Here is a 26,041-nt window from a genome sequence, read left to right as displayed (position 1 = left end):
TCTACTTGCGTGGCGAGTGAAAAAAGTATCAAACAGAGGTTAAGGGTGATTACTCCGCACCAGCGAGTCGGACCGAACTCAGATGGCAAGGAGAGTATGACGGGGAGCGGGAAGGCAATCCCATCCGTAAATCGTCTTAGAGTATTTGAATTCATCTTAGCACGAAATGCAAGCCGAGATTTGGAAAATTATTGCCCGCTTGCGATTTCTTACAATTTCCGGATGAAAAACACCTTCGACATCATCGTGATCGGGGCCGGGGGCATGGGATCGGCGACAGCCTTTGAACTGTCGCGTCGCGGCCATTCCGTGCTGGCCCTTGAACAATACCAACTGGGCCATCTTTTCGGAAGTTCACACGGGCACACACGGATCATCCGCAAAGCCTATTACGAACACCCCGATTACGTCCCCCTGCTTCACCGGGCCTATGAACGCTGGCACGATCTGGAGCAGCGAACCGGCCGACATTTGCTCACCTCATGCGGGTGTCTCAGTCTCGGCACGCTGCAAAGCGAATTGGTCCGGGGTGTGATGGCTTCCGCATCGCAACATCGGCTCAATGTCGATTATCTCGACTCGGCCGCTCTGAAGACGACCTATCCTCAGTTCACCATGCCGGGGAATTTCGTCGGTCTGTTGGAGCATGGCGCGGGATTCCTCTATGTCGAGGATTGCGTCCAAGCTCATCTGGATGCGGCCATTGAACTTGGTGCAAGCATCCATGCTGAAGAACCTGTCCTGAATTGGTCAGCCAATCGGGATACGGTGGAAGTAACGACGGTTCAGGGAACATACTCGGCCGCCAAACTGATCATCACCGCCGGGCCGTGGCTTCCTGAATTACTTCGGGAGTTCGGCTATCCGTTCACGGTGATGCGGCAAATCATGTGGTGGATCAACCCGATCGGAGCGGCGGCCTTCCGGCGGGATCGTTTCCCCATCTTTATCAGCGAAACTCCGGAAGGATATTTCTACGGGTTGCCCATGCTGGACCAGCGAGGCGTGAAAGTCGCCCGGCATTACGGGGCCGAAGAACTGGGCGGTCCAAACGAAGTTGATGGCAACGTCGGGGAGCAGGACGAAGCGCCTTTGCGTGATTTTCTTGGCAAATACTTGCCGGGTGTCAATGGCGATGTCAGTGATGCCCAAACATGCATTTACACTCTGACGCCGGATCGCCACTTTGTGATGGATGCCCATCCGGAACATGCGAATGTGTTCATCGCCGGAGGCTTCAGCGGACACGGCTTCAAGTTCGCGTCGGTGATCGGCGAGATCATGGCCGACTTCGCCGAAAAGGGTGGAACCGATCTGCCTGTTGGCATGTTTAACATCGGCCGATTGCTTGGAAATCCTCCCGCCGACGAAGCGGTTGAATAGAGTAATTTCAGTCTCCCCCTCTCATCTCAAGGATTTCAGCATGTTCCATTTTGAACGTCGTGATTTTCTGAAGACTTCGGCCATTCTGGGCGCAAGCGCCGCCCTGCCGTGGGCCGCCTTTGCCAAAGAGACGAAGAAACCTCTCTTTGACATTTCGTTGGCCCAGTGGTCGTTGCATAAGGCATTTTTCGCCAAGAAACTCGATCCCGTTGACTTTGCAAAAATCGCCAAGAATGATTACGGCATTTTGGCCGTGGAATATGTGAATCAGTTCTACAAGGACAAAAAGAAGGACGACGGTTACGTCAAGGAACTGAAGAAGCGTTGCGATGATCTCGGCGTCCGGAGCGTGCTCATCATGTGCGATGGCGAAGGCGCCTTGGGGGATGCGGACGAAAAGAAGCGAACAACGGCCGTCGAGAATCACATTCGCTGGATCGAATGGGCCAAGACCCTCGGTTGTCACTCCATCCGCGTTAACGCCCAAAGCAGCGGAACTTACGAAGAGCAAATGGAACGGGCGGCCGACGGGTTGCACAAATTGTGCGAACTGGGCGACAAGCACGAGATCAACGTGATCGTTGAGAATCACGGCGGCCTGTCGTCCAACGGCGAATGGCTGGCGGCGACGATCAAGAAAGCCGCCCACCCACGATGCGGCACGCTACCGGATTTCGGCAACTTCAACCTCGGGAATGGCAAGCAATATGACCGCTACAAGGGCGTTCAAGAGTTGATGCCATTCGCCAAGGGAGTCAGCGCCAAGACCCACGACTTTGACGACAAGGGCAACGAAATCCACACCGATTACCGCAAGATGATGAAGATCGTCCTCGCCGCCGGGTATTCCGGTTATGTCGGCATCGAGTACGAAGGGGGCAAGATCGGCGAAAGCGAAGGAATTGTGGCGACCAAAAAGCTTCTCGAAACCATTCGTGAAGAACTGGCCAAGGGGTAAGTCTGTTTGACCCAAAGCAATCCGGCGAAAACCGGATTGCCATTTCTCCCTCACATCAAGCAGATCAACAACATGGCCGACAACCGAATCAATCCCAAAGACATCCAAGCAGTCTTGCAACTCCTTTCCAAGTTGCCCAAGGGTGTGGTCATCGCCCTGATTGTGATTGTCGGAATTGGCTATCTGGTCGTCCGATTCGGCGGGCAATTCAAGCCTCATTCCGGTCCGGGCACCAAGGGACCGCCCGGAAGCATTCTGTTTTGCTCTTGGAATGCCGAGAACTTCTTTGACGACACGGACAACTCAAACATCCGCGACGAGATGGAAGACTGGTACGGGCAAAATCCCGACATGTTCCAACTCAAAGTCGATCATCTCGCGACCGGTTTGTTAATGATGAACGACGGAGCCGGACCGGAGATCATCGCCCTGATGGAAGTCGAAAGCAAGCGGTGCTTCGAGGCCCTGCGAGACGCACTGAACACCAAACTCGATGCGGCCGGTCTGGGTGACAAGAAATATCAGAACATCTTGTTCACCGGGGATAACACCGGCCGACACTTCGCCCCCGGTATCCTCACCCGATTGCCGGTCATCGCCGACCGGACCAAAAAACTGGGCAAACACGGGAACGGCCGAATCGTCGAAGGTCACATCGAAGTAAACGGGTATGACTTGACGGTGATCGCGGCTCACTGGACAAGCCGGGTGACGGACAAGGATGGCGACGGCGACCGTCGAATAAGCTACGCCCATGATTGTTATGGGCGAGTCAAAGCCATCCTGATGGAAAACCCAGACGCGGATGTGATCCTCTGCGGGGACTTCAACGATGAGTTTCAAGACAAGTCAATGCAAGAGGGGCTGAATGCCTCAGCAGACGCAGAAGCCGTGAAGGGATCGGCCGACCCGCCCAAGATGCTGGCCCTCTTGGCGAATTGGTCCGGCGATCCCAAAGGGAGTATCTACGGCAAAAGTCACTGGTCTATCTTTGATCATCTGTGTGTGACAAGGGGCTTGTTGGATGACAAAGGATGGTCTGCCGACCCGACCTCGGCCACCATCTTCGCTCCCAAAGAATTCCGCACTGGCCGCGCGGGAACACCATTCCGATTCGGCGAACCCAAGGCCACCGGCCCGCGAGGCTACAGCGATCACTTCCCGGTGACGGTCCGCTTGAACGTTGCGGGTTCGTAAGTCCGTGATCTGATTAAATTTTGCTTTTGGATCAAAGAATCCCTGAAACGGCCACTGTTTAGTTATTTGACTCGCCAATTTTCACTTGAAAATTATCCAGATCCCCCGGTTTTCCCGATGCGCATGAGCGGACCCAGTAGCCATCACTTGCGGAAACATCGCCATCTTTCGCTGAATCCCGGCTTTCCCGATATTCGATATTTCCCCTCGTCGCCCGATCCATCCCGGACCGGTCTTTCGCGGGGGAGTTGCCGTGACCCGATACTGGTCTTGGGGCTGTCTGTTGGTCGGCGGTGCAAGCGTGGCGGGCTGCCATGTCATCTCCCCCGAACATCTCAAAAGCAAGCCAAATGAAGTGGCGGCGTTGCCCGTCAGCCGGGCGGTTGATTCCCCGGTGGAAGAGGAAGATTCTCTCGGTCTGGCGGCCGATGCGATGGTCGCCGGACGCGATGCGGAAGCGGCCACTCATCTAAAGAGACATCTGCGAAATCATCCGGACCAATTGGTGTTCCGGAATCAACTGGCCGAATTGCTATTCAAACTTGATCGCCATGCGGAAGCTCAGTTTCATTTCGCGCGATTTGACGAAACGGCGGCCGCTTCCGGCCTTCCATTGCTCGGCCAGCGGATTCATTGCCATACCCGGTTAATGGAGATTGCCCAAGTCAGGGAAGATGCCTTTGCGGAGAAACTACACCGCGGGATTGGTTTGCACCTGATTGCCGGGGAAGTTCAGTCAAAAGCCGAAGACCCGAATGAACTCAGCCCGGAGGCCGAACAACTTTGGTGCCGGGCCGCCAATGAACTCAAGGAAGCCAGGACACTGAAGGAAGATGATGCCCGCTCCGCATGGTATCTTCATCTCGTCTGGAGTCGGCTCGACCAACCCCGCCCGGCGGAAAAAGCATTGCGAGCCGCCGCCGCCAACGCCGTGTTTGCCCCGCTTCCGGCGGGGGAAGACCGGGAAATGCGGAACGCCCTGAATTCGGCCGATCACCGGCCTTCGGCGCTGGTGCGGAATACCCGGTAGTTTTCCGGGACCATTGCCCAACGACCCGGTCCCGGCGAAGATGATCCTTTTCACCCTTGGAAACGGCGGGATGTTCGTTTGGAATCGTCTCTGATCCTCATCGGTTCGGGCTGCCTGGTATGCCTCATGCCGCTGGCGATTTATCTCCTTTATCTCGCCAATCTCAACTCCAAACCGCACCCGGTGATGGTTTCCGGTAGTTGGGACTTCACAGCCACCCTGTTGGGACTGTCCGGTTTCATCCTGCTTTCTGGCCCGTTGTTTCTCACAGTGATTGACTCCCGATGGCGGTCCCACACCTACGGCAACTGGTCCGAACTACGAACGTTCGGAACCCGGGAAGCCCGTGCGTGGTCGCTCATGTCGGCCGGGTATTTTCTGTTGATGCTCGGCGTGATTCCCGGCCTGATCCGGTCCCGACGATCGGTGACGGCCATTTACAACATCGACATGGCCCGATTGGAAACTCTGCTGGCCGCGACCCTCACCGCACTTCATTTGCAATGGCAACAAGGCGGCCCGTTGTGGACGATCAGCGACGGGAAAACCGGTCGTTCCCCGGCCGGGTTGATGGTCGAAAATTTCCGGGTGATGAATCATGTCTTGTTGAAATGGAACGGGGATTGGGCAAACGTCCGGCCTCAAATCGAGGCGGCGATTGAGAAATCATTAACCGGCATCAACGCCCCCCGGCTGGCCATTGCCGGCTGGATGTACACGGCCGCCGTGACGGTCATGCTGTTGATGCTGTTCTGGATGGTTCTTCTGGTCGTCCTGATGATTTCGGTCGGTTAGTCGCAAGCCGTTTCTGCCGATTGACGCTTCCTCTCCCATCTTGCCGGGATTAACATCCCGATCCCGGCCTGTCCTCGTCTTTGAGCATTCATTCCCCGCAGACCGGTCGTTTTTTCTTCCGATGCTACCCACACACACGGATGCCGACACGGTGTCCGTCCGCATGTTGGAAGAAAGGAATTTTCCCGAATGAAGAAGCTCATGTTCGCCTTGGCGGCCGTGATCGCCCTGACGGCGTCAGCCGGTTCCGCCTCGGCTCAAGTGGTCGCAGCAGGTCCGACGGGTGGGTGTTCAACTTGTGCCCAAGGAGGCCCCGAATACGCCGCCGCCCCCGGCTACGGTTACCCGCAAGCGGGCGGTCATCTTCATAGTGCCGTGTATGGTGTGCGTCCCGCCATCAGCCGGTTGCTGGAACCGCACAAGGCATTCATCGACAAAATCGCCTTCCCCGGAAATCATAAAGGCATGGGTCACGGCGGCAATCAGGGTCCGTATGGCCCGACGATGGAAGCGGCCCAAGGCGGCACGCTGGTGTTCCCGCAAAATCCTTATATTCGCAGCCCGCGCGACTTCTTTATGTGGGAACCGAAGTGATGGTTCGCAACCGAAATCCACTCGGTTGCTTGCCCGCCCTCTTGACGAATGCCTAATACTGGATTGGGCGAGTTGATCGTGAGATTGGCCGCCCGGCCGGTGGGTGATGTGGGCGACACCCCCGGCCTTTTCCATGCGCATGTTCAAGCAACTTCGTGCTTTTTGGCCACCACCCACGTTGAAATCGGCCAGTATTGCGAATTCTTGCGAGCGAGCCAATTCAACGGATGCCATCTCGCATGAGGAATCGGCTGGGAACGCATCCCGATGGCCGAATACAGCCAGACATAGGGATTCCCCCAACCGGCTGATTCCAAGATTGTCGCCTTGTCCCGACATAGGAAACTGAGGGCGTTCGGCGTGAACCGCCAATAATCGCTCGGGAATCCGTGGATGGGATTAATGAAACAAGTCGTGTGAATGACCATCCCGCCAGGTTTCAGCACTCGAAAACATTCGTCGAACGCGGCGTTTGGATTTCCTTCAATATGTTCCATCACCTGATCACTGATCACATAATCGAATGTCGCATCCGGGTAAGGCAGGCTCAGAATGTTGACGGCCGGGTAACTGGCATCCGTGAGTTGAGAATCTTCAAATCCCAAAATATGGCAAAGCGGCTCGGAATGGCTGATCGACAACACCTTTAGCCCGGCCGGGTTTGGGCAGCGAAAATCGGCCATCCGGCGATACATCGCATACCGCGTGACATGCGGGCCTTTTTTGAACCCCAAACAACTCGCCTTGAGGGGCAACCGAAGCAGCCATCGGATCATGACGGGATACTCTCCGTGGTTGGTGCAACCGGGACGTTCCTAGTATCCCGGTTCGGGGTGAATCGATCTTTGAGGGCGAGAAACCGGTGTTCAAAGAACCGGAAACTGATCTCGGCGGCAATCCACGACAACAAGGTCGTCATCAAAAACCGGGCCTCCGGCCGCTCGAAATGCAATTTGGAGAGAAGGCCATTACTCACCGGCAGAACAAACATATGGATGAGGTACATGCCATAACTCACCACGCCAAGGCGGGCAAGAGGCCTGAATTTCAGAATCGGCTGAAGAAGATGATCTTCCCGGATCACACATGATGCCAGCAAAACGGTCATCAACAATTGAATCACCAGACGATGGAGCCCCTGAATATCCGGCTGGGGAATGTTCAGGACCGCGATTAAAGCCATGCCCCAGAGCACCGAGGCGAACCGAAATCCCGCCAAATGGTTGAGCCACTGAAATGTCCGCGGATGATGCAGCCAATGGGCGAGCGTTGTCCCAAGCAAAATGGGCGTGAAGGTGATTTGAAGAATCAGCAACCCTTCCCATCCCGGCCCGAAAACACTTTCGAGCAACCCGTTCGCCAGCCGAAAATTGATGATTTGATTGATCGCCAGCAGAACCACCAAGACCATGGCCAGCATCGGACCCTTCAACCACTTTTCCACCGCCGGCCAGATCAGATAAAACTGCTCCTCTGTAGCCAGCGACCACGCAACGAACAACGGTGTCGCCGAGGCGAGAACCACCAGATTGCTGGTGTAACTGGCCAGAAACGGCAGATCTCGCAAGAACTTCGCCGAAACCTCCGGCCCCGACTTTTGGAAGCCATAAATGATCAGCGTGAGCAGCAATACTGCGTAATACAACGGAAAGATGCGGAGTGTCCGCCGTATGTAAAATTGCCGCAGGGAGATTCCTCCCGTGGCATCGTGTTCACGCAGCAACAGGGTGACGATCAAAAACCCGCTGAGGACGAAAAAGAGATCGACGCCCAAAAATCCTCGCTCGTCATGGCTCATCGGCAACCATTCCAAGTGACCGGCGGCATGATGTGAAATGACCGCCAGAATACTCAATCCGCGAAGACCGTTGAGCGCGCCAAAGGTTCGAGTGGCTCGGTAACGCATAAACGCAGACAACATCAAGACTTCTCCCCGTCGTTTTCTTCCCTTGACGGTTCTGTTTTCCCACGATCTGATGTCAACATCGCCTCGACCAATCCCATGAAGATATGTAGATTTTTAACCACTCCCATGGGAACTTTCTTCCACGGCCGCCTCTTGTCTTTATTGAAGATGTGCAACTCCTCTCCCACACGGTCTATTCGTTCCATCTCCGCCCAAGTCAATTCTTTTTTGTCGTAGGTCAACCCAATTGGGGAAATGGCAAATGGTTGAACTTCCACCGTTTCACCGGCTCGCAGACGTTCTCGCAATACGGGAAAGATCTGCGTGAAGGTTTCCCGCTGAATGCGTTCGCCGAGTTCCGCGAAATCATCCAACATTGAGGGAATCGAGACTTCCTCCCCGTTGGCTCGTTCAAGCGTGATTGATGTGCCGAAGATTCGGCCGCTGCTTTTTTCCAAATCGTACCAACCCATTTCCGGGGGATCATCGGACAGTTTCAGCAAATTGAACGCGGCCTTCGGGGGCAACCCGCTGAATTGCAAACTGACAATGTCACCCCACGGATAAGCCCAAACCTGCCCGCGATGCCAGACGAACAGCCCGGCGGGATATGTCAGCACCCACATTTTCATGCTTTTGACAGCAAAACCGATCAACGCCAGCCCCCCGCCGGGACCGACGACCCCGGCGATAAGGATGAACGCCCAAAGTTTGAAATGCCGGGCGGCCGGCCAGGGGATTTCTTCCGTCCAGAACAAGTAATGGAAAACAGCCGAGGCGACGACCAAAAACACACCAAACACAAACCGCCAGATCACCCGGCCCCGGTTCGTTTGGTGCATGGAATCAGGTTCGCCAAGCCGGCTGGTGATTTCGGCCAAGTCCGAACCAATGTCTCGGGGAGTGGTGTCCGGTGAATCGTCCAACGGTATTCCTCACCGCTTGTTGTTCTTCCCAACGGGTATAATATCACCCGTCAGACCGATATTGAGAAAGTGGGTTGGTCATGCTGGTCGTCATGCAAGCCGGGGCGAGTCCCGAGCAAATCAGCCGGGTGTTGGACTCGATTCGGGCGTTGGAACTCACGCCACATCCGTTGCCCGGAGCCACCCGCACGGCCATCGGCATCACCGGCAACACCGGCGCCGTCGATTCCCGGTTGCTGGAGGTGCTTCCGGGCGTCAAAGAGTGTATCCGCGTCACCAAACCTTACAAACTCGCCAGCCGCGAGATGCACTCGGCCGACACGGCCTTTGACATCGCCTCCACAAAGGTGAATTCAAAGACCTTCACAATGGTCGCCGGGCCCTGTTCGCTCGAAAACGAAGCGATGATTATGAAAACCGCCGAGTTCCTGATGGAAAACGGCGTCAAACTTATGCGAGCCGGAGCCTTCAAGCCCCGAACAAGCCCTTACGCTTTTCAAGGAATGGGACTGGAAGGTTTGGAAATCTTCAAACGGGTGAAAAAACGCACGGGCATCGGCATTGTGACCGAGTTGATGGACACCGAACATGCCGCCGCCGTCGAGGACGCCGTGGACGTGATCCAAATCGGCACGCGGAACATGCAAAATTTTTCCCTGCTGAAACGGGTGGGCCTGACCCGCAAACCGGTGTTGCTGAAACGCGGCATGAGTGCCACACTGGAAGAATGGCTGATGGCCGCCGAGTATGTAATGGCCGGCGGCAATTATCAGGTGATTTTGTGCGAACGAGGCGTGCGGACGTTTTCTGACCACAGCCGGAACACGCTGGACCTCTCGGTGATTCCACCTGCAAAAATTCTTTCCCATTTGCCGATTTTCGTCGATCCAAGTCACGGGACGGGCAAACGCGCATTCGTCCCGCCGATGTCGCTCGCCGCCCTCGCCGCCGGGGCCGACGGGCTGTTGGTGGAAATTCACCCAGACCCGGACCGGGCCATGTCGGACGGGGCGCAATCCCTCGATTTCCCCAACTTTCAGAAGATGCTCGGGTCGCTTCGACAAATCGCGGAACCGCTGGGCAGGCAAATGGGGTGAACCCGGAAGGCTGTTCGTCCGATAACATAAAATGAAGCGGACGTGCGGGCGTTGCCGTCACAGGCATTCCCGCGCCCAAGATTGGTTCCTTGAGGTTCTCGAATGGCCACCACAAACTCGCCCCGCCCGTCACGAGGCCGGTACTATATCGCCAGTCTCGTCCTGATCGCCGGTTTGGCGGCCATCGGTTGGGTCTATGCCGACCGCTACCACACAAATGAATTGCTCGCCGCCGATCCGCCGAAAAAATCCGAACCACAAGAATTGTTCACCCACTGGCCGACCAAAGGCAAGCCGGAGATGGTGATCGTCGTCACCGGACAGACCAACGGTTACATTCAAAAATGCGGTTGTTCCAACCCTCAAAAAGGAGGATTGGATCGCCGTTACAACTTCATGGAAAGCTTGCGGGCGAAAGGATGGGAAGTCGTTGGGCTCGATCTCGGTGATGTGATGAAACCTTTGGATTACACCCCGACATTCCAACAGACCCTGTCAAAATATGAATGCTCAATGCAGTCCATGAAACTGATGGGTTATCAAGGCGTTGGCGTAGGTGTTCAAGAACTTACGGCTCAACTTCTCAACCCACTGGCCAAATATTCCGCTCAAAAAGGCAATGAAACGCCAAAGGTACATTTCGCAAACATCGATAACCGTGACGAATTCCCAAACGCCAACGGTGGTTCGGCATTGGTTGAATCGGACATCATCACCGCCAAAACCGGACTCAACATTGGTGTGGTGGGTATCGTAGGCGCAGAAATTCAAACTGCGAACCCCGACAATTCGGTGAAGTTTAGCCCTCGACCTGGACCAGTGCTTAATCAGGTCTTGAAAGGCTGGGCCAAAGCGAAAAACGTACCAGATTTGAACGTACTCATGTACAATGGTCCGTTGGATTGGAAAGATCCGAGAGGGGTGAAGGCTGATGCGGAATCCATTGCCGCCGCTCACCCGCAGTTTCATGTGGTCATCTGTCTCTCCAACGATGCTGAACCGCCAAACATGCCTAAAAAGGCAAACAATGACAACACGATCATCGTTCAGGTTGGCCACAAAGGGCAAAATGTTGGCGTGATTGGTGTGTACAAGATCGGCGGTGCAATCCAGCTGTTCTATCAGCGGGTCGCCATCACCGATGAATTCGACACTCCGGCTGGCAAGGAAGCCGATCATCCAGTGTTGAAAACGCTTCAAGACTACTCGAACACCGTCAGGGATAACGACTATCTTTCCGATATGCGCATGCGCAAAAAAGATCACACATCCCAAATCCTGTTCAAAAACGCAGCCTATGTCGGCGACGGCCAATGTGTTGCCTGCCATCAAGCCGAACATGCCGCTTGGTTCAATTCAAAACACGCGGGTGCTTACAAGGCACTGGAGACATCTGTGAAACCGACCGGACGGCAATTCGATGGTGAGTGCATCATCTGCCACACGGTTGGATACGATTACAAAACTGGTTTTGTGAATGATAAAGTGACGAAGCATTTGATGAATGTGCAATGTGAAAGCTGCCACGGTCCCGGCAATCTCCATGTTGACGAGGAGCAAGCCAACCTGAAATTGAAGAAACCGACCAGCAAATACTTGGCCATGCTCAGTCCGTGGAAGGCCGGGAATCCAAACGCCAAGCTGCCCAGTGTTCAAAAATTTGCGGCGATGGCGGCTGAAAAAGACACGAACAAACAATATGCCATGTTAGACCCCGTCGAGCAACCAGTTTATCAGGGTGTCATTGCGACATGCGCCAAATGTCATGACCCCGAGAACGACCCCCATTTCGACTTGATCAATTACTGGAAGAACGTCGTTCATACCGGCTTGGTAAAGAAGCCCGTCAAGCCCGTCGTCAACCAGAAATGACCATGACTGTTCCGAACTTCGGAACAGTCATATCATCACTGTTTGGAATCACCCGCCGCAGGGGGCATTTCCCTGCGGTGTTTTCTTTTCCCCGGCACGGGTTTCACACCCGATTCCCCGAGGCCAGTCATGCAAGACCGCACGAAAACTCTCTTCATCGACACCGTCGGCTGCCAGATGAACATTCTGGACAGCGAACTCGTCGTCGGCAGTCTCCGCCGCCAAGGTTATGAACTGGTTCACATCCCGACCGAAGCGGACGTGATTCTGTTCAACACCTGTTCCGTCCGGCAACATGCCGAGGACAAGATTTACTCAGCCCTCGGCCGCTTGACCCAGCACAAGAAGAGGCATCCCGAAACAGTGATCGGCGTCTTGGGCTGCATGGCCCAAAAAGATCAGGAACACATCCGCGACCGAATGCCTCACGTTGATCTCGTCGTCGGCACCGGTCAACTCGCCCGAGTGCCGGAATTGATTGCTGAGGTGGAACGAACCCGGATACCGCAGTACGCCCTCAGCCTCGGTCGCAAAGACGGCGGTCGAAGCGAAGTCGAGGCGAGTTTCGAGAGCTTCGATCCCCCCCGCGACGCCACCATGAGGCCGACGCCGTTTCAAGCGTTTGTCCGCATCCAAATCGGCTGTGACAAGTTTTGCACCTATTGCGTCGTCCCTGCCACCCGTGGCCCGGAACAAAGCCGGGTTCCGGATCACATTGTCGCCGAATGCCGACAGCTGGCGAATGAAGGTTGCAAAGAAATCACCTTGCTCGGCCAGACGGTGAACAGTTACCGCTACGATCACGGCGACGGTCGGGTGACACGCCTCAGCGATTTGCTGGAACGGCTTTGCGACATTCCCGGCCTCGTTCGCGTGAAGTTCATTACGAACTTTCCGAAAGACATGACGGATGATCTCCTTGACGCCGTGCGTGATTTGCCGAAAGTCTCCAAGTATCTTCACGTCCCGGTGCAATCGGGATGCAACGAGATGCTCAAAAAGATGAAGCGCACTTACACGGTGGAACTTTACCGCGAAATGCTCGCCCGCTGCCGGGAAAAAGTGCCGGGCGTGGCCGTGACGAGCGACTTCATCGTCGGCTTCTGTGGCGAAACGGAGGAGCAGTTCCAAAAGTCGATGGACATCGTCCGCGAGTCCAAATTCAAGAACAGCTTCATCTTCAAGTACAGCACCCGGTCAGGCACAAAGGCCGCCGACCTGTACGAGGACGACATTCCCGAGAATGTGAAGAAACGCCGCAATAACGATCTGCTGGCGGTGCAGAACCTGAATTGTCTGGAGGATCACAAGCAGCGTGTCGGGTCGATTGTGGAGGTTCTTGTCGAAGGTCCGAGCAAGGTCGGCGAACGACAAATCGGCCCCGGTCCCCGACAACTCACCGGAAGGACGACCACTGATCATATCGTGGTCTTCGAGGGGAATGAGCGACTCATCGGTCAAATGATTAAACTGCGAGTTGACGAGGCCAGCCCGTTTACACTTTATGCCACCGTGCTGACAGGCGAGGTGGGATCAGACGAACTGACCGCACGGGACGGGACATTCCCAAAGATGGTCCCGACACGGCGGTTCGGATTGCCAATGGTTTGAAACAGATCGGTCTTCATCAAACAAACTGGCGTCGCAAGAGTTTTAATTCAGACCTTGAGCGGCGGGTCCAGAAACGGGCGTGGTTGCCAACTGATGCGGGACCGATAAGAAAGCAGGCACCGTTTTTATGCCTCAACCACCCAAAACACCGACGCCCGACACCTAAGACGCTCGCGAATGAAAGAATCCATCCTATTCATGGCTCATACCTTCACCCGGTGGCGGACGACCGGAGCCATCGCCCCCAGCGGTCGTTCCCTCGCACGGGCAATTGCCCGCGCAGCCGGACAGATCGCGGACGGGCAGGTTCTCGTCGAACTCGGGCCGGGCACGGGCGTCACGACCCGCGAACTTGTCAAACGATTCCCCAATAACCGGATCGTCGCCGTTGAGATCATTGAGGCCTTTGCCGCCCAACTCGAAAAGACGTTCCCGACGGTGACAGTGGTTCGCGGAGACGCATCGTATCTGGACACCCACTTAAAAGTTCTGGGGATTGCCCCCGAGAATGTCGGAGCCGTTCTGAGCGGGCTCCCGCTGCTTGCGTTCCCGGTGGAGGTGTCACGGCAGATTCTCGCGGCCATTCGAGGCGTGCTTCGGCCCGGCCGACGATATGTGCAATTCACTTACTCCCGGCGGGCATGGCGCCGGTTCGTCGTCGAAGGGTTTCGGGCTCTCCCCTCGCAACGAGTCATGCTTAACATCCCGCCGGCCAGCGTCCTCACATTCGAGCGGTCTGCCGATGCCGCATCAACCTCTTGATTGATCACATGACCTTGCCGTCTGATGAACCAACACCAGTGACTCAAAACGGGCCACTGCCACTTGAACCGATGGACCCGGAACTCCGATGGATTCAGCCCGGCGGCGGGGTGGTTTGTCGGCTCGAACTGGCTTGGGGGCGCTGGCGACGGTTCTGGTTGAAGACTTTTCGACCAGGATATGTGCGTCGCATGGCCGCGACTCGCAAAGGAACAGTGAATGGCTGTCCGCACGAGGTGATCGACCCAAGAGACGTGAAGTTCTTCCGGAATCAGCCAGGCTATTTTTGGGATCCGGAGGACGACCTGTTTCGCTGGCGAGACCGGATTCCGTTCGCCCGGTCCGGGTTGGCCGAATTGCTCGTATTCTCGCTGATGACGTTCGGACCGGCCGCCGGTCTGGCCATTTGGCTGAATTGGCCGGGAACCGAAATCGACCTGTTGCTTCAGGTGATTGGCTGGCTTGTCGTCGCTTCGCTGGTCATCATCGGATTGCACATCGTCTGGTTTTTCCGCGACCCGCCGCGACGCATCCCGATGGAAGCCGGGTTGGTTGTCTCGCCTGCGGACGGCAAAGTGGTGGCAATCGATGAGATTGATGACGACGATTTCATCGGCGGACCGGCCGTCCGAATCGGGATCTTTCTCTCGATTTTCAACGTCCATATTAACCGGGCTCCGGTGGCAGGCCGGGTGATTGGAGTGCGTTACAAGCCGGGCAAATACTTGAACGCTTTGCGTCCGGAGTCAGCCCGCGAAAACGAACAACTATCGGTTCGGATGCAAGAGACGACAGCCCCTTACCGGCGGTATGTCGTCCGGCAAATCACCGGGGCGATTGCCCGCAGAATCGTCTGCTGGCTCAAGCCCGGCGATGAAATGGCCCGCGGGGAGCAGTTCGGCATGATCAAACTGGGCTCGCGAACCGAACTTGTCTTGCCGCGTGACAACGGGTTGAAAATCTGTGCGAAACTTGGGGACAAAGTAAAAGCCGGGCAGACGGTTTTGGCGGCATACGAATAGCAGGAGTTGCGTGTGAGCGGGTTGAAAACCTGTCTCCATGAAAGCGAGGGGGCGCCGATGTCCAAACGCAAAATTGATCGCCGAGGATTGCCCCTCGCCCGCAAGGTCCATCAGGCCATGACGGATCGGGATGTCCGCGCGGCCATGGCCCGAAAGTCGGTGTCTGTCCTGCCGACGTTCTTGACACTCGGGAATGCCATCTGCGGGTTCGGCGCGATTACTTTCGCCGGCCGTTGGACCGGTTTCGACCAAACCACATCCCTGTTCGCTGCCGCATGTCTGATTTATCTGGCAATGGTCTTTGACGCCCTGGACGGAAGCACGGCCCGTCGATTGAAACAGACCAGCGAATTCGGAGCCCAGCTTGATTCTCTTTGCGACGCGATCAGTTTCGGGGCAGCGCCAGCTTTACTGATGCTCCAGCTCGCGGCCGGCTTCCACCATCGGTTGCTCTGGCTGATCGCCGCGCTTTATGTTTCCTGCACCGTGCTGCGACTGGCCCGATACAACGTCGAGTCAGATGACACCGTCAAAGACCGATCATTCTGCGGTCTTCCGTCGCCCGCCGCCGCCGGCACAGTCGCCTCCTTCCCGCTCATGGTATTTGGGCTAAAGTCTTTGGAGATTACGGCTGACGACTTTATGTGGAAGGGATTCGCTGACTGGACTGACTGGGCGATGGCTCGCATTCTGCCGCCGGTCACACTCTTGGTCGCATGCCTGATGGTGTCACGAGTCCGCTATCCGGACACCTTCCATTACATGGTTCGTGGTCGGCAAAATGTTTCGTATATGATCAAGTTGGTTTTCGCAGTGGCCGTGATCTTCGTGATGCCACAGATTGCGGTCCCGCTTCTGTTCGGATGGTACGCATTCTCAACACCCATGCGGGCGCTTTGGCGACGCCGCACACAGCCTCCGACATTACCGATTGAAGAGACGCCACCAGAGCAGGTTCATGTCGAGGGGCAATAATTAGCGGCCAAAATTGATCGGTCGTCACCCGCATCCAACGTGAACATTCACGGTACTATCGAGACTTTGGTCCGACCTTGACCTGCGAGAAGCCGACTGCCGCCGGGTTGACAGTGGAAATCGAGCTCGTCTTTGCAGGCCTGCCACTTGTAAAACTGGAGTGTTGCATGCCCGACGAAGGTCTGGTATGTTGGGATTTATCCCACCCCGCTCTCTCCTTGTCGAATCCCACCCATGCTCTCCTTTCACGATCCAAAACGTCTCGGTCGCCGTGATTTCCTCCGAGTCGGGGCCATGTCGCTGGGAGGCCTGGCGCTTCCCGGTCAGGGCGTTCTCCGGGCCTCGCCGGAAGTTTCACTTTCCGAAAAAAGCGTTATCTTTCTATTTCTGCACGGCGGGCCGTCGCAGATCGAGACGTTTGATCCCCACCCGGAGGCTCCGGTCGAAACCCGCAGCGCCACCGGACATATCCCGACCGCCTTGCCCGGCGTTCAGTTTGGGGCGTCTTTTCCGAAACTGGCCAAACTCGCCGACCGCCTGGCCATTGTTCGGTCGTATGTGCCCGGAGACGCCAATCACGATATCAAGCCCGTTGTCTGCAAAGAAACGGCGGGAGCCAACTTGGGTTCGGCATTCGCCCGGATGGAAGGCGGGAATCATCCCGCAACCGGAATGCCGCGAAACATTGCTTTGTTCCCCCGATGTGTCGAACCGACCGCCCAAGCCGAGCAACGAGGATTCGGCAATTTCCTCTCGCCGGGGATGTTCGGCGCCGCCGCCGTGCCGTTTGTCCCCGGCGGCACCGGCCAGTTCCAGAAGGACATGAAACTCGCGTTGCCCGTTGACCGGTTCGACGACCGGCGTTCCTTGCTGACTCAACTGGATCGGGCGAAAGAATCCCTCGACCAAAGCCAGCAGTCGGGCCACGACATCGGCCGCGACAAGGCTTGCCGAATGCTGTTGGGCGGTGTCGCCGACGCCTTTGATCTGTCGCGGGAAGATTCCAAGACTATTGCTCGCTACGACACGGCTCCGCTGGTTCGGCCGGAGAACATCGACAAGAAGTGGAAGAATTATAACCACTACTGCGACAACTCGAAGACCCTTGGCAAATTACTGTTGCTGGCCCGGCGGTTGTGCGAACGAGGGGCTGGATTTGTGACGGTCACCACGAACTTTGTGTGGGACATGCACGCGGATGTGAACAACGCCACCATGACCGAGGGGATGAGTTACATGGCCCCGCCCCTCGATCATGCCGTCTCGGCCTTTGTCGAAGACCTCGAAGCTCGCGGCCTGTCCGAGAAAATTTTGTTGGTTTGCTGTGGTGAAATGGGCCGGACGCCGAAGATCAACGGCAAAGGGGGCCGGGATCACTGGGGCAACCTTGGGCCGTTGCTCCTCGCCGGTGGTGGATTGAACATGGGCCAGGTGATCGGCCGGTCGGCGAGAAACGGTGGAGAACCGAACTCGGACCCGGTGACGATCAAACATCTTGTCGGGACTGTGATGAACACCCTTTTCGATGTTGGCAAGCTTCGCGTGGTGCGTGGGTTGCCTCGTGAAATTCAACAGATGGCCGAGGCCGATCCCATTCCGAATCTCTTCGGTCGTGGTTAAATGATTGAGTATTGATTCCCGTGATGGAGAGACACGCCGTGCATATGCCCTCCGAAATTTCACGACGCCAACTGCTCCAAATGGGCGGCATTGGCTGTCTGAATTTGTCACTCCCGCAATTACTGCGAGCGGATCAGCAGACCGTCTCGGAGAGCAAGGCGAGACGGGCCGATTCTTGCATCATGATTTTCTTGAACGGCGGTCCGAGCCATCTCGACATGTGGGACATGAAGCCGAATGCCCCGGCCGAGATACGCGGGGAATTCAAACCTGTTTCGACAACTGTGCCCGGAATTCAACTCAGCGAGCATCTTCCCCGGTTGGGGAAACTGGCTCACGAAACAACAATCGTGCGATCCGTTCATCACGGCGTGAACAACTCCCATGCGGCGGCAGTGTATGCCGCCCTGACGGGACATGATCGCGGCGAAAACGGCGGTGGAGCGAAACCAACCGATTACCCCGCGATTGGCTCCGTGTTGGGCAAAGTGTACCCGCCGGTCAAGCCGGTGGTGCCTTATGTGTCTATGCCTTACATCACAAAAGAAGGAGCGGGCGGTCCTCCCCAACCTGGTTTCTTCGGGGGCTGGCTCGGCCGCACTTATGATCCGTTGTTTGTGCTGCGTGATCCCAATGCGACCGACTTTCAGGTGCAGGAACTATCCCCGCCCGCCGAAGTGCCGTCCGTTCGGCTTCAGTCGCGACAGGAGCTTCTTCGTTCCATCCGATCCAACCCGACGGCCCGCATGGACCGCCTGGCCCGTGAGATGAACGGGTTTCAGCAAAATGCCTTTGATCTCCTCACATCCAACTCCACCCAGCAAGCGTTTCGGATTGAACAGGAATCCGATCGCACCCGCGACTCCTACGGGCGAAATATCTACGGGCAAAGCGTCTTGCTTGCCCGTCGACTGATCGAAGCCGGAACCCGCATGGCCTGTGTCTCCTGGGCGCCGGACGCCAACGCCACTTGGGACACTCACGGGGGAAACTTCAACAGCCTGAAAACAAAGCTGCTCCCGCAACTCGATGCGGCGGTTTCATCGCTCTTAAACGACTTGCTCGCCCGCGGGATGCTGGAGCGGACCTTGGTGGTGGTGACCGGAGAGTTTGGACGAAGTCCGAAGGTGAACGCCGCCGCCGGCCGGGACCACTGGAATTTCTGTTACGGACTGATGATGGCCGGAGGCGGCATCAAGCGGGGACATGTCTTCGGGGCGAGCGACAAGATTGGAGGACGCCCCTCCAGCAATCCAGTGACGCCGTCCGATATCATCGCCACCGTTTATAACTGTCTGGGCATCTCCAAAGAGTTGGAATTGAGAGACGGCTTGGACCGGCCTTACACTCTCGTTCCTTGGGGGGATGTTATTGAAGACGTGTTGATATAACCTTGGGCGATCATGTCGTAAAATGCCTGAATGAAGGCCATCACCATCAAAACCCCGGCCGGGTTCTGCTTCGCGGCGACTGTTTTTGGCCACGGCTGGCATCAGCTTCCACCGTTCCGATACCTGCCCGAGCAAAAGGCACTGGAACGAACCCACCAATTCAATGATGGCGGTTTGGCCCGACTCGTGATCCACGAAGGAGAACCAGCCGACACTCTCACCGTCGAAATTGAAAACTCCGGTCGGTTGACCCGTCAACGTCAGACAGAAGTGGAACAATCGGTCAGAAATGCTTTGAACCTCGGATTGGATCTTCAGCCGTTTTACCAGACCGTTCGCCGGAACCCGAAATATCGCTGGGTGGAAAAAATGGGGGCGGGACGATTGCTAGTATCGCCGACCGTCTGGGAAGACTTGGCCAAAACCTTGCTGACCACCAACACCACTTGGGTCGTGACGGTGCAGATGTGCAAACGTCTCGCCACACTCGGCGAAGCATTCGGCGATGGGCTGCATTCCTTCCCGACACCGGAACGGATCGCTGAAATGCCCGTCAATGAATTTCACGAACATGTGCGGGCCGGATATCGCAGCGTTTGGTTACACGAACTTGCAACAGCCATCGTCGCGGGAAAAACCGATCCCGAATCGTGGCGAACACCCACCGTTTCAAGTAGCGATTTGTTTCGTCAGATCAAAACGTTGAAGGGATTCGGTGATTATGCCGCCGGGAGCATGTGCCGATTGCTGGGGCGATTTGACCGGTTGGGGTTGGATTCTGTTTGCCGGGCCAATTTTCGGGAACAGTTCAATGGCGGCCTTCCCGCAAAAGATAGCGAAATAGCCGCTTGGTATGAATCGTTCGGCGAATGGTGCGGTCTCGCGTTGTGGATGGATGTTATCCGCGATCACATGACGACGCATGTGGCAAAGACCGCCAAATAACTTCGGCATCATCGCCCGCGAAACGTGATCTCCGAACCGGCGACCCAATGACGATAAGCCCGTCCTGTTATCCCATTGGGCAAACACCGTAGGACAAAATCTCGCACGGAACATTGCCAGCGTTCCGGTCGCTGATTGAAGATGCCGTAACCTCTGCTCAAGAATTGTTTGAATCGCACTCGTCGCCAACGATCCTGTTCATGCCAGATGAGGGCGGTTTCCCGATTGGGAGCCTCAGCCAGATGACGGGCGAGATTGGTGGCGTCTTCAAGAGCGGATGCCCCGCCCTGTCCCAAATTCGGCAGCATGGCATGGGCGGCATCGCCCAGAAGCATGATCCCACCCCGATGCAACCGTCGCGGCGTTGAAAGATCCATCAAATCCGTCCGCAGGATGGCATCGGCCGGGGTCGAGGCGATCACACGACCAACCTCCGGTTGCCAGTCGCCCACCAAAGAGGCCAGACGCTCGGGAAGATTGTGCCGTTCGTCATGCCCCCCGGCCGGGCCGGTTTTAGTCAAATACCAACCAAGTCGGCCGGATTCGTTCCAAGCCACCCCGAATCGCATCCCCGGACCAAGCCGTTCAACCATCGTGTGAACCGGCACGAAAGACGTGTCGTCCGTGGCGACGATGCCCCGCCAGCAGATGCTTCCTGAGTAAATCGGCTCCGTGTCAGAAGTCACATATTGCCGGCAAACACCACGAATACCATCACAGCCCGCCACCAAATCCGTGGTAAGAATCTCTCGGTTGGTGTTTTCCACAACAACATGACGGGACAGATTTCGCAAACAACGAACTTCCCATCCCAACAGCAGTTGGTCTGGCGAAAGCCCGGAGGCAAGAGCCATTTGCAATGTCGAACGACGACACACGAGTGTCTTCAATCCCCATTCCCGGCTCAACCGGCCAAGGGGAATCGAGATCAGCAACCGACCCCGCCAATCACGAAGTTCGGCTTGCTCAACCTCGACTGCATGTGACTCCACGACTGCCGAAATGCCCAATTCTTGAAGAACGCGATAGGCGTTCATGCCGAGGAGAATTGCAGAACCAACTTCTCGCAAAACTGGAGCGCGTTCGACAACCACCGCCGGGATTCCCCGGTTCCGACAGGCATGAGCCAGCGCCAGCCCAGCGATCCCACCCCCGGCGATCACGAGAGGAGAGTTTAACCAAGGAGGCTTCACTTCAAATCAATGTTAAAAACGTTCTTGCCTGCTTTGATATCAACGCCCAAGTTTGATCCCTTAAAGTCGGCGTATTTCTCCGGGATCGACATCCATTTCGACGTATCCTCAACCAGCGCCGGAGCGGGGGCTTTCTCGTCCTTCTTTCTCATGTGGATATTGTCGGCCTTGGGTTTGGGACTGCTGACTCCGATCTTCGCTGACCCGGACGGCACACCAATGATCGAATACGATCCGTCGTCATTGATCTGACCAACCACGACTGTCCCATCACCAGCAGACACGACGACCGATCCCATTCGCAATGGTTTTGAATTGTAGGTCACCGTCCCGGACAATTCCCCGGTTCCGGCGCCGCAACCGATGAAGGCCAGCAGGGTCACACTGAGAACCAACGCCCGACGCCCGAGATTTGATCGCATCGCTCGAACATATTTCATGAGGTTTTTCCCAAACACCGAACATTGCCATGCGACAAAACCATCGGTTCAGATGTGTGGAATCACGGAACCGTCACGACTTCGCCACCCGCCTTGGTGGCCAGCGCCGGCATGATCGAAGCGGCATTGTAAGTAAAGAATCTGACGGCTCCGTCCCCCATGAGCATGTTGGCGCCGCCGGTGTGAAAACTCCAGGGGTGGTGACCGTGGCAATCGGGCGAAGGAGTCGTGCTGCCGTTGGGATTTCCGATGTAGCCGTTCGTGTCCGCAGAGCGGGCACCGGGGCCAAACACGGAAGGAAACACACAACCGCTCACGCCATTTAGTTGATCTTGGTTGTACAAGCCAATGGCCACATCTCCTTCATCATTGCTATCCCACCACCCCCAACCCCAATTAACCCCTTGCATCAGCGGAGGCCGTTCGGCTAGGGCAATCGTGTTGCTGGTGCCGTCCGAGACCGTTCCGAGTTCGACTTTGGAATATTTGTACATCATCCCCAGATTGGCGCCGCTGGTGGCGGTGGTGAGGCTATAGCCGGTGACCGCCAGATAGCTGGTGTACGCGCGCCCGTCGACTGTTCCAAGGGTGCCGAAGCCTCGCGGGTCCGAGGGGCATGAGAGCACCTTGATCGGATTGTTGTACCCTGCCTTGGCTTGCTCGAAATCGATCAATATCTGTCTTTCCCAAGAGATGTCAAAAACCTGACCCGAGACATAACCAAACTGGGTTCCGATGCCGCCTGTCCCAATGGTGTCCACAATCCCCGGTCCGACAGACGAGGGAAGACAGCCCATGCGGCTGTGGTAACCGTGGAGGGCGAGGCCAAGTTGCTTCATGTTATTGGTGCAAGCCATCCGATTCGCGGCCTCGCGGATCTTCTGGACAGCCGGCAGGAGCAATCCGATGAGGATGGCGATGATCGCAATCACCACCAACAACTCAATCAGGGTAAATGCGACCCGCTTGCGATTTGAGATCATGAGCCACCTCTTTTTCCCAAGCCTGGCCATGCTTCGGGAAAATACCATTTGACGGGAAGGCATCGGTTTTGACGGAAAAAGGGATGCCTCTTCGTCAAATCTGCATCGAGCCGACATAACCAATCTGGTGAAAAATCAAAGGAACAATTCGGCCAACGAATCGAGTCAGGCCAAACATCCAATACGACCATAACTTGTTCGCAACCATAAAGAAATCAAACAATGAACTCAAGACAATAATCTGAAAAACACAAAAATGAGAGCGGCAAATGAAGCATCAAACCTGTGAACACAACAGCCAATGTTTTGCTACATTGAAGATTTCGACAGCATCGTGAGCAGTTCCCGCATCAACTTGGTTCTTCGATTCGAGGAGTAATTGTGAGCGAACCCGTCCCCAGCCCGCCGTCTGTGCGATCAACCTTGGCGGTCGCGGATTTGGAGATCAAGGATGCCCAACTCATTTTCTCGGCGGTGTGGGCTGATTTGCAGGAGCGCCACGGACGGGACGGTTTAAGGTTTCCGCGCGAGTTCATCTGGCTTGGCGGCGCGCCGGGGGCCGGTAAGGGAACCAACACCCCGTTTATCGCCCAAGCACGCGATATCACGGCCCCGCCGATTGTCATCAGCGCGCTGCTCACCACGCCCCAAGCGGTGGCGATCAAAAACGCCGGTCAGATGGTCGGAGATCGGGAAGTCATCGGTCTGTTGCTTCAGGAACTACTCGATCCGCAATACCAAGACGGCGTGATTGTCGACGGGTTCCCCCGCACGAAGGTGCAGGTGGAGTGCTTGAAACTTTTTTATCACGCCATGCTGGAACTGCATGCCGAATTCCGCTCCACTGGAACGGCTCGATTCCATCGCAAGCCGATGTTTCGGATCTCTCTGCTGTTCGTTTCGGAAGAAGTGAGCGTTCAGCGGCAATTGAGCCGGGGCCGGGAAATTCGGGAACACAACCGACAGGTCCGTGAATCCGGCGTCGGCGTGCTTCTCGAAGAGCGGGTGACCGATCTCGACCCGGAACTCTGCCGCAAGCGATATATGGGTTTCAAGGACACCAACTTCGACGCCCTCCAATCACTACGGAAAATTTTTCACTTTCACTTCATTGATGCCGAGGGTGATCTTCCCGAAGTCCAGCGAAACATCCTGCGGGAGTTCGCCTACCAAAGCACGCTGGAACTCAGCCCCGAAGTGTTCGACCTGATTCAGAATATCCCCGTCGCCACCCAACTCGGCATGCACGCCCGCCAAGAATTGGTAAGCCGATTGGAAACATATGGGGAGGAAAACGAGGAATTATTCCGACAAGTTGTGAAGTTGATCGAGGCGAAGATCATCCCGATTGTGCGCACCCACGCAATGTCCGGGCACGCGCAGATCAATAGTGAAGAGTGTCTGCTGGACGACCCGCTGGCACTGCGAATGGTGATTGATGTTCTTTGGGAACGCGGTTTCCATGTGACGGTGGACATCCATCGCGTCGAAGTGCCGGAACGGATCGACCCCGAAACTTGGGCCATCATTTGCCGGATGAAGAAAGTTTACCGGATCGAAGTCCGCTACCCTCCGTCCGATATTCGCCGCGGGCACTGATCGGCCAACGTCTTCAGTTTCATTTCGTAGTCAATCCGATCACTTGCACATCGCCCGGATGCACGGTGATACGAATCTCCGTTGATCCGGCCACGATATTTGGCGCCAACTCGCGCGGCCCGGTGATTTCCTTGACCGCTTTCACGGGCAACGTTGTCCGCACCACCTCGACCGATTGTCGCCGGTCCAGTAGCCGAAACTTCCCTTTACTCCGTCAAACCACTCCTGTTCGCACCAAAGGTGAACGGGCGGCTTTTGGGCGAATCCATGCGACTCGATCACAAGCAACAACAACAGCGACGAAATTCGGAACATCTATTGTTTCCGTAAGTTTGTTGAGCGTTCGTTGAGAATAACACCTTCCAATGACCGGTTATAGTTCCAACTTAAAATCGGGGACTTCAACCGCAACCAATGATACCGCCAAGGACTTTTTTCGACCTGTCTGTCAAGGGATGGCTACCATGACCAGACGATCACGCGGCACACACAGCAGAGAGAGTTGATTCGATGGTTAAAACCGGCGAAGACGTGCGATACCAAGCTTCCGACTTGATCGACTTTGCCACCCGTCTATTCGCGGCGGCCGGGTGTGACGGTGACAAACCGGAGATCATTGCCACAGGCTTGGTTGAGGCCGACCTGCTTGGGCACACAACGCACGGGCTTCACTTGGCCGCTCCTTACCTCCAGGAAATCGCCGCCGGAAAAATGCCGACAAGTGGCGACCCGGAAGTCGTTGCCGACCGGGGAGCCACCGTGACTTGGGATGGCCGGAGTTTGCCGGGCGTCTGGCTGGCCACCAAGGCGGTGGATCTCGCGGTTGAACGGGCAGCGACCCACGGAATCGCGGCCGTGGCGATTCGTCGTAGCCACCACATCGGCTGTCTTGCTGCCTTTCTGCAACGAGCCACTGAACGCGGAATGATGATTACCGTGACCTGCTCCGACCCGGCCGTCGCAAGCATTGCTCCCTTCGGCGGCCGAAAGGCCGTGTTCACTCCGGACCCCATCGCGGTCGGCATTCCGACGGACAGCGACCCGATCTTGATCGACATCAGCGCCTCAATCACCACCAATGGCCTGTCAGACCGGCTGCGCCGAGAGGGCAAACGATTCCCCGGTCTCTGGGCGCTCGACAGCGATGGTCTGCCGACCGACGATCCGGAGGCTCTGTTCACAAACCCACCCGGCACGCTTCTGCCAACCGGAGGCGCCGACCACGGCCACAAGGGTTATGCGTTGGCCCTGATGATCGAAGCATTAACCCAAGGACTCGGCGGTTATGGCCGGGCTGAGACGCCGACAAACTGGGGCGCTTCCGTGTTCGTCCAGGCAATTGACCCGGCGGCTTTCGGCGGTCAAGAAGCGTTCCGTCGCGAAACCGGCTGGACCGCGACTGCTTGCCGTGAAAATCCACCCGCTCCCGGCGTCGATGCCGTGCGTCTGCCCGGCCAGCGCGGGCTTGAGCGGAAAAGACAGGCGCTGATCGAAGGCGTTGCCTTATACCCCGGCATCATGGCGGCGTTACAACCACATGCGGAGCGTTTGAATGTGAAACTCCCGGAACCACTTGCCGATGACCGGGAAACGGCTGGATAAAATGCGGCAGACCTGATTCACCAACCTTGGAGGCTGGAAAAACGATACCAACCTCGGCCAAAAACATGTTTGGAAAATGCGACAAGCCAGCGGGGATGCCCGCTGGCTTGTTGCATTTTCCAAACATGTTTTTGACACGT

Annotated in this window: 24 protein-coding genes; 17 read left to right on the top strand and 7 right to left on the bottom strand. The window is 56.3% G+C overall.

Annotated features, from left to right (window positions below):
* Window positions 1–222 precede the first annotated feature (222 nt).
* From solA to BGIM_RS0105130, 6 genes are all read left to right on the top strand, one after another.
* Window positions 223–1,383 (top strand): N-methyl-L-tryptophan oxidase, encoded by a 1,161-nt coding sequence (gene solA, locus BGIM_RS0105155; RefSeq protein ID WP_040888182.1) that lies wholly within the window; start codon window positions 223–225, stop codon window positions 1,381–1,383.
* 40 nt (window positions 1,384–1,423) lie between these two features.
* The gene (locus tag BGIM_RS0105150; protein WP_020468728.1) at window positions 1,424–2,341 is read left to right on the top strand and encodes a TIM barrel protein; all 918 of its coding nucleotides are present in this window, start codon (window positions 1,424–1,426) and stop codon (window positions 2,339–2,341) included.
* Between the two features lie 72 nt (window positions 2,342–2,413).
* Window positions 2,414–3,538, top strand: a complete 1,125-nt coding sequence (locus BGIM_RS0105145; RefSeq protein WP_157368616.1) for an endonuclease/exonuclease/phosphatase family protein — start codon at window positions 2,414–2,416, stop codon at window positions 3,536–3,538.
* Between the two features lie 253 nt (window positions 3,539–3,791).
* Window positions 3,792–4,568 (top strand): hypothetical protein, encoded by a 777-nt coding sequence (locus BGIM_RS0105140; RefSeq protein ID WP_020468726.1) that lies wholly within the window; start codon window positions 3,792–3,794, stop codon window positions 4,566–4,568.
* A gap of 78 nt (window positions 4,569–4,646) precedes the next feature.
* On the top strand, window positions 4,647–5,363 hold the full coding sequence (locus tag BGIM_RS0105135; protein ID WP_020468725.1) for a hypothetical protein: 717 nt from the start codon (window positions 4,647–4,649) through the stop codon (window positions 5,361–5,363).
* A 189-nt stretch (window positions 5,364–5,552) separates the two neighbouring features.
* Entirely contained in the window at window positions 5,553–5,957 is a 405-nt protein-coding gene (locus BGIM_RS0105130) for a hypothetical protein (protein WP_020468724.1), read from the top strand.
* 143 nt (window positions 5,958–6,100) lie between these two features.
* Here BGIM_RS0105130 and BGIM_RS0105125 read toward each other — a convergent pair whose 3' ends face one another.
* From BGIM_RS0105125 to BGIM_RS0105115, 3 genes are read right to left on the bottom strand one after another with little or no spacing between them, the layout of a single operon-like run.
* On the bottom strand, window positions 6,101–6,733 hold the full coding sequence (locus tag BGIM_RS0105125; protein ID WP_020468723.1) for a class I SAM-dependent methyltransferase: 633 nt from the start codon (window positions 6,731–6,733) through the stop codon (window positions 6,101–6,103).
* Window positions 6,730–7,878 (bottom strand): acyltransferase family protein, encoded by a 1,149-nt coding sequence (locus tag BGIM_RS48745; RefSeq protein ID WP_020468722.1) that lies wholly within the window; start codon window positions 7,876–7,878, stop codon window positions 6,730–6,732. Before BGIM_RS48745 ends, BGIM_RS0105125 begins: the two co-directional genes overlap by 4 nt.
* Window positions 7,878–8,789 carry a DUF6585 family protein gene (locus tag BGIM_RS0105115; protein WP_020468721.1) on the bottom strand — a complete coding sequence of 304 codons (912 nt, stop codon included), beginning with the start codon at window positions 8,787–8,789 and terminating at the stop codon, window positions 7,878–7,880. The genes BGIM_RS48745 and BGIM_RS0105115 overlap by 1 nt, the downstream gene beginning before the upstream one ends.
* Before the next feature lie 80 nt (window positions 8,790–8,869).
* On the opposite strand from BGIM_RS0105115, the gene aroF reads away from it, so the two are divergent.
* The 9 genes from aroF (at window position 8,870) to BGIM_RS0105070 (ending at window position 20,084) form a co-directional block, all read left to right on the top strand.
* Window positions 8,870–9,886, top strand: coding sequence for a 3-deoxy-7-phosphoheptulonate synthase (aroF, locus tag BGIM_RS0105110; protein ID WP_020468720.1), 1,017 nt, complete (start codon window positions 8,870–8,872; stop codon window positions 9,884–9,886).
* A gap of 102 nt (window positions 9,887–9,988) precedes the next feature.
* On the top strand, window positions 9,989–11,758 hold the full coding sequence (locus tag BGIM_RS0105105) for a multiheme c-type cytochrome (protein ID WP_020468719.1): 1,770 nt from the start codon (window positions 9,989–9,991) through the stop codon (window positions 11,756–11,758).
* A gap of 129 nt (window positions 11,759–11,887) precedes the next feature.
* Window positions 11,888–13,369 (top strand): tRNA (N6-isopentenyl adenosine(37)-C2)-methylthiotransferase MiaB, encoded by a 1,482-nt coding sequence (miaB, locus tag BGIM_RS0105100; protein WP_020468718.1) that lies wholly within the window; start codon window positions 11,888–11,890, stop codon window positions 13,367–13,369.
* Between the two features lie 177 nt (window positions 13,370–13,546).
* Window positions 13,547–14,131, top strand: coding sequence for a class I SAM-dependent methyltransferase (locus tag BGIM_RS48740; protein ID WP_020468717.1), 585 nt, complete (start codon window positions 13,547–13,549; stop codon window positions 14,129–14,131).
* A gap of 191 nt (window positions 14,132–14,322) precedes the next feature.
* Complete coding sequence (locus BGIM_RS0105090) at window positions 14,323–15,153, top strand: phosphatidylserine decarboxylase family protein (protein WP_202947218.1); 831 nt, start codon at window positions 14,323–14,325, stop codon at window positions 15,151–15,153.
* 57 nt (window positions 15,154–15,210) lie between these two features.
* Window positions 15,211–16,128, top strand: coding sequence for a CDP-diacylglycerol--serine O-phosphatidyltransferase (gene pssA, locus BGIM_RS48735; protein WP_020468715.1), 918 nt, complete (start codon window positions 15,211–15,213; stop codon window positions 16,126–16,128).
* 294 nt (window positions 16,129–16,422) lie between these two features.
* Window positions 16,423–17,748 (top strand): DUF1501 domain-containing protein, encoded by a 1,326-nt coding sequence (locus BGIM_RS0105080; protein WP_238537525.1) that lies wholly within the window; start codon window positions 16,423–16,425, stop codon window positions 17,746–17,748.
* Between the two features lie 44 nt (window positions 17,749–17,792).
* Entirely contained in the window at window positions 17,793–19,139 is a 1,347-nt protein-coding gene (locus BGIM_RS0105075; RefSeq protein WP_020468713.1) for a DUF1501 domain-containing protein, read from the top strand.
* A 30-nt stretch (window positions 19,140–19,169) separates the two neighbouring features.
* Complete coding sequence (locus BGIM_RS0105070) at window positions 19,170–20,084, top strand: DNA-3-methyladenine glycosylase family protein (RefSeq protein WP_020468712.1); 915 nt, start codon at window positions 19,170–19,172, stop codon at window positions 20,082–20,084.
* Window positions 20,085–20,092: 8 nt separating this feature from the next.
* Here the strand turns inward: BGIM_RS0105070 and BGIM_RS0105065 are convergent, their stop codons facing one another.
* The 3 genes from BGIM_RS0105065 to BGIM_RS0105055 all read right to left on the bottom strand — a co-directional run bounded on the left by BGIM_RS0105065 (window position 20,093) and on the right by BGIM_RS0105055 (window position 22,700).
* Complete coding sequence (locus tag BGIM_RS0105065; RefSeq protein WP_029629751.1) at window positions 20,093–21,247, bottom strand: FAD-dependent monooxygenase; 1,155 nt, start codon at window positions 21,245–21,247, stop codon at window positions 20,093–20,095.
* A 26-nt stretch (window positions 21,248–21,273) separates the two neighbouring features.
* On the bottom strand, window positions 21,274–21,717 hold the full coding sequence (locus BGIM_RS0105060) for a peptidase associated/transthyretin-like domain-containing protein (RefSeq protein ID WP_020468710.1): 444 nt from the start codon (window positions 21,715–21,717) through the stop codon (window positions 21,274–21,276).
* A 62-nt stretch (window positions 21,718–21,779) separates the two neighbouring features.
* Complete coding sequence (locus BGIM_RS0105055; RefSeq protein WP_020468709.1) at window positions 21,780–22,700, bottom strand: DUF1559 family PulG-like putative transporter; 921 nt, start codon at window positions 22,698–22,700, stop codon at window positions 21,780–21,782.
* 381 nt (window positions 22,701–23,081) lie between these two features.
* Between BGIM_RS0105055 and BGIM_RS0105045 the strand changes: the two genes are divergently transcribed.
* On the top strand, window positions 23,082–24,299 hold the full coding sequence (locus tag BGIM_RS0105045; RefSeq protein WP_020468708.1) for a nucleoside monophosphate kinase: 1,218 nt from the start codon (window positions 23,082–23,084) through the stop codon (window positions 24,297–24,299).
* A 141-nt stretch (window positions 24,300–24,440) separates the two neighbouring features.
* Here the strand turns inward: BGIM_RS0105045 and BGIM_RS62500 are convergent, their stop codons facing one another.
* The gene (locus BGIM_RS62500) at window positions 24,441–24,614 is read right to left on the bottom strand and encodes a hypothetical protein (protein WP_020468706.1); all 174 of its coding nucleotides are present in this window, start codon (window positions 24,612–24,614) and stop codon (window positions 24,441–24,443) included.
* Window positions 24,615–24,809: 195 nt separating this feature from the next.
* On the opposite strand from BGIM_RS62500, the gene BGIM_RS0105035 reads away from it, so the two are divergent.
* Window positions 24,810–25,901 carry an Ldh family oxidoreductase gene (locus BGIM_RS0105035; RefSeq protein ID WP_020468705.1) on the top strand — a complete coding sequence of 364 codons (1,092 nt, stop codon included), beginning with the start codon at window positions 24,810–24,812 and terminating at the stop codon, window positions 25,899–25,901.
* The last annotated feature ends 140 nt before the right edge of the window (window positions 25,902–26,041 follow it).

Source organism: Zavarzinella formosa DSM 19928 (assembly GCF_000255705.1).
Lineage (GTDB): Bacteria > Planctomycetota > Planctomycetia > Gemmatales > Gemmataceae > Zavarzinella > Zavarzinella formosa.
This window is presented reverse-complemented; position numbering and strand designations above follow the sequence as displayed.

Bases quoted from the DNA above. Each gene is read 5' to 3' on its own strand.
- BGIM_RS0105130 (WP_020468724.1), top strand. From the start codon at position 5,553: ATGAAGAAGCTCATGTTCGCCTTGGCGGCCGTGATCGCCCTGACGGCG.
- pssA (WP_020468715.1), top strand. From the start codon at position 15,211: ATGTCCAAACGCAAAATTGATCGCCGAGGATTGCCCCTCGCCCGCAAG.
- BGIM_RS0105105 (WP_020468719.1), top strand. From the start codon at position 9,989: ATGGCCACCACAAACTCGCCCCGCCCGTCACGAGGCCGGTACTATATC.
- BGIM_RS48740 (WP_020468717.1), top strand. From the start codon at position 13,547: ATGAAAGAATCCATCCTATTCATGGCTCATACCTTCACCCGGTGGCGG.
- BGIM_RS0105145 (WP_157368616.1), top strand. From the start codon at position 2,414: ATGGCCGACAACCGAATCAATCCCAAAGACATCCAAGCAGTCTTGCAA.
- BGIM_RS0105080 (WP_238537525.1), top strand. From the start codon at position 16,423: ATGTCGCTGGGAGGCCTGGCGCTTCCCGGTCAGGGCGTTCTCCGGGCC.
- BGIM_RS48745 (WP_020468722.1), bottom strand. From the start codon at position 7,878: ATGTTGTCTGCGTTTATGCGTTACCGAGCCACTCGAACCTTTGGCGCG.
- BGIM_RS0105150 (WP_020468728.1), top strand. From the start codon at position 1,424: ATGTTCCATTTTGAACGTCGTGATTTTCTGAAGACTTCGGCCATTCTG.
- BGIM_RS0105035 (WP_020468705.1), top strand. From the start codon at position 24,810: ATGGTTAAAACCGGCGAAGACGTGCGATACCAAGCTTCCGACTTGATC.
- BGIM_RS0105060 (WP_020468710.1), bottom strand. From the start codon at position 21,717: ATGAAATATGTTCGAGCGATGCGATCAAATCTCGGGCGTCGGGCGTTG.
- aroF (WP_020468720.1), top strand. From the start codon at position 8,870: ATGCTGGTCGTCATGCAAGCCGGGGCGAGTCCCGAGCAAATCAGCCGG.
- BGIM_RS0105125 (WP_020468723.1), bottom strand. From the start codon at position 6,733: ATGATCCGATGGCTGCTTCGGTTGCCCCTCAAGGCGAGTTGTTTGGGG.
- miaB (WP_020468718.1), top strand. From the start codon at position 11,888: ATGCAAGACCGCACGAAAACTCTCTTCATCGACACCGTCGGCTGCCAG.
- BGIM_RS0105055 (WP_020468709.1), bottom strand. From the start codon at position 22,700: ATGATCTCAAATCGCAAGCGGGTCGCATTTACCCTGATTGAGTTGTTG.
- solA (WP_040888182.1), top strand. From the start codon at position 223: ATGAAAAACACCTTCGACATCATCGTGATCGGGGCCGGGGGCATGGGA.
- BGIM_RS0105090 (WP_202947218.1), top strand. From the start codon at position 14,323: ATGGCCGCGACTCGCAAAGGAACAGTGAATGGCTGTCCGCACGAGGTG.
- BGIM_RS0105075 (WP_020468713.1), top strand. From the start codon at position 17,793: ATGCCCTCCGAAATTTCACGACGCCAACTGCTCCAAATGGGCGGCATT.
- BGIM_RS0105070 (WP_020468712.1), top strand. From the start codon at position 19,170: ATGAAGGCCATCACCATCAAAACCCCGGCCGGGTTCTGCTTCGCGGCG.
- BGIM_RS62500 (WP_020468706.1), bottom strand. From the start codon at position 24,614: ATGTTCCGAATTTCGTCGCTGTTGTTGTTGCTTGTGATCGAGTCGCAT.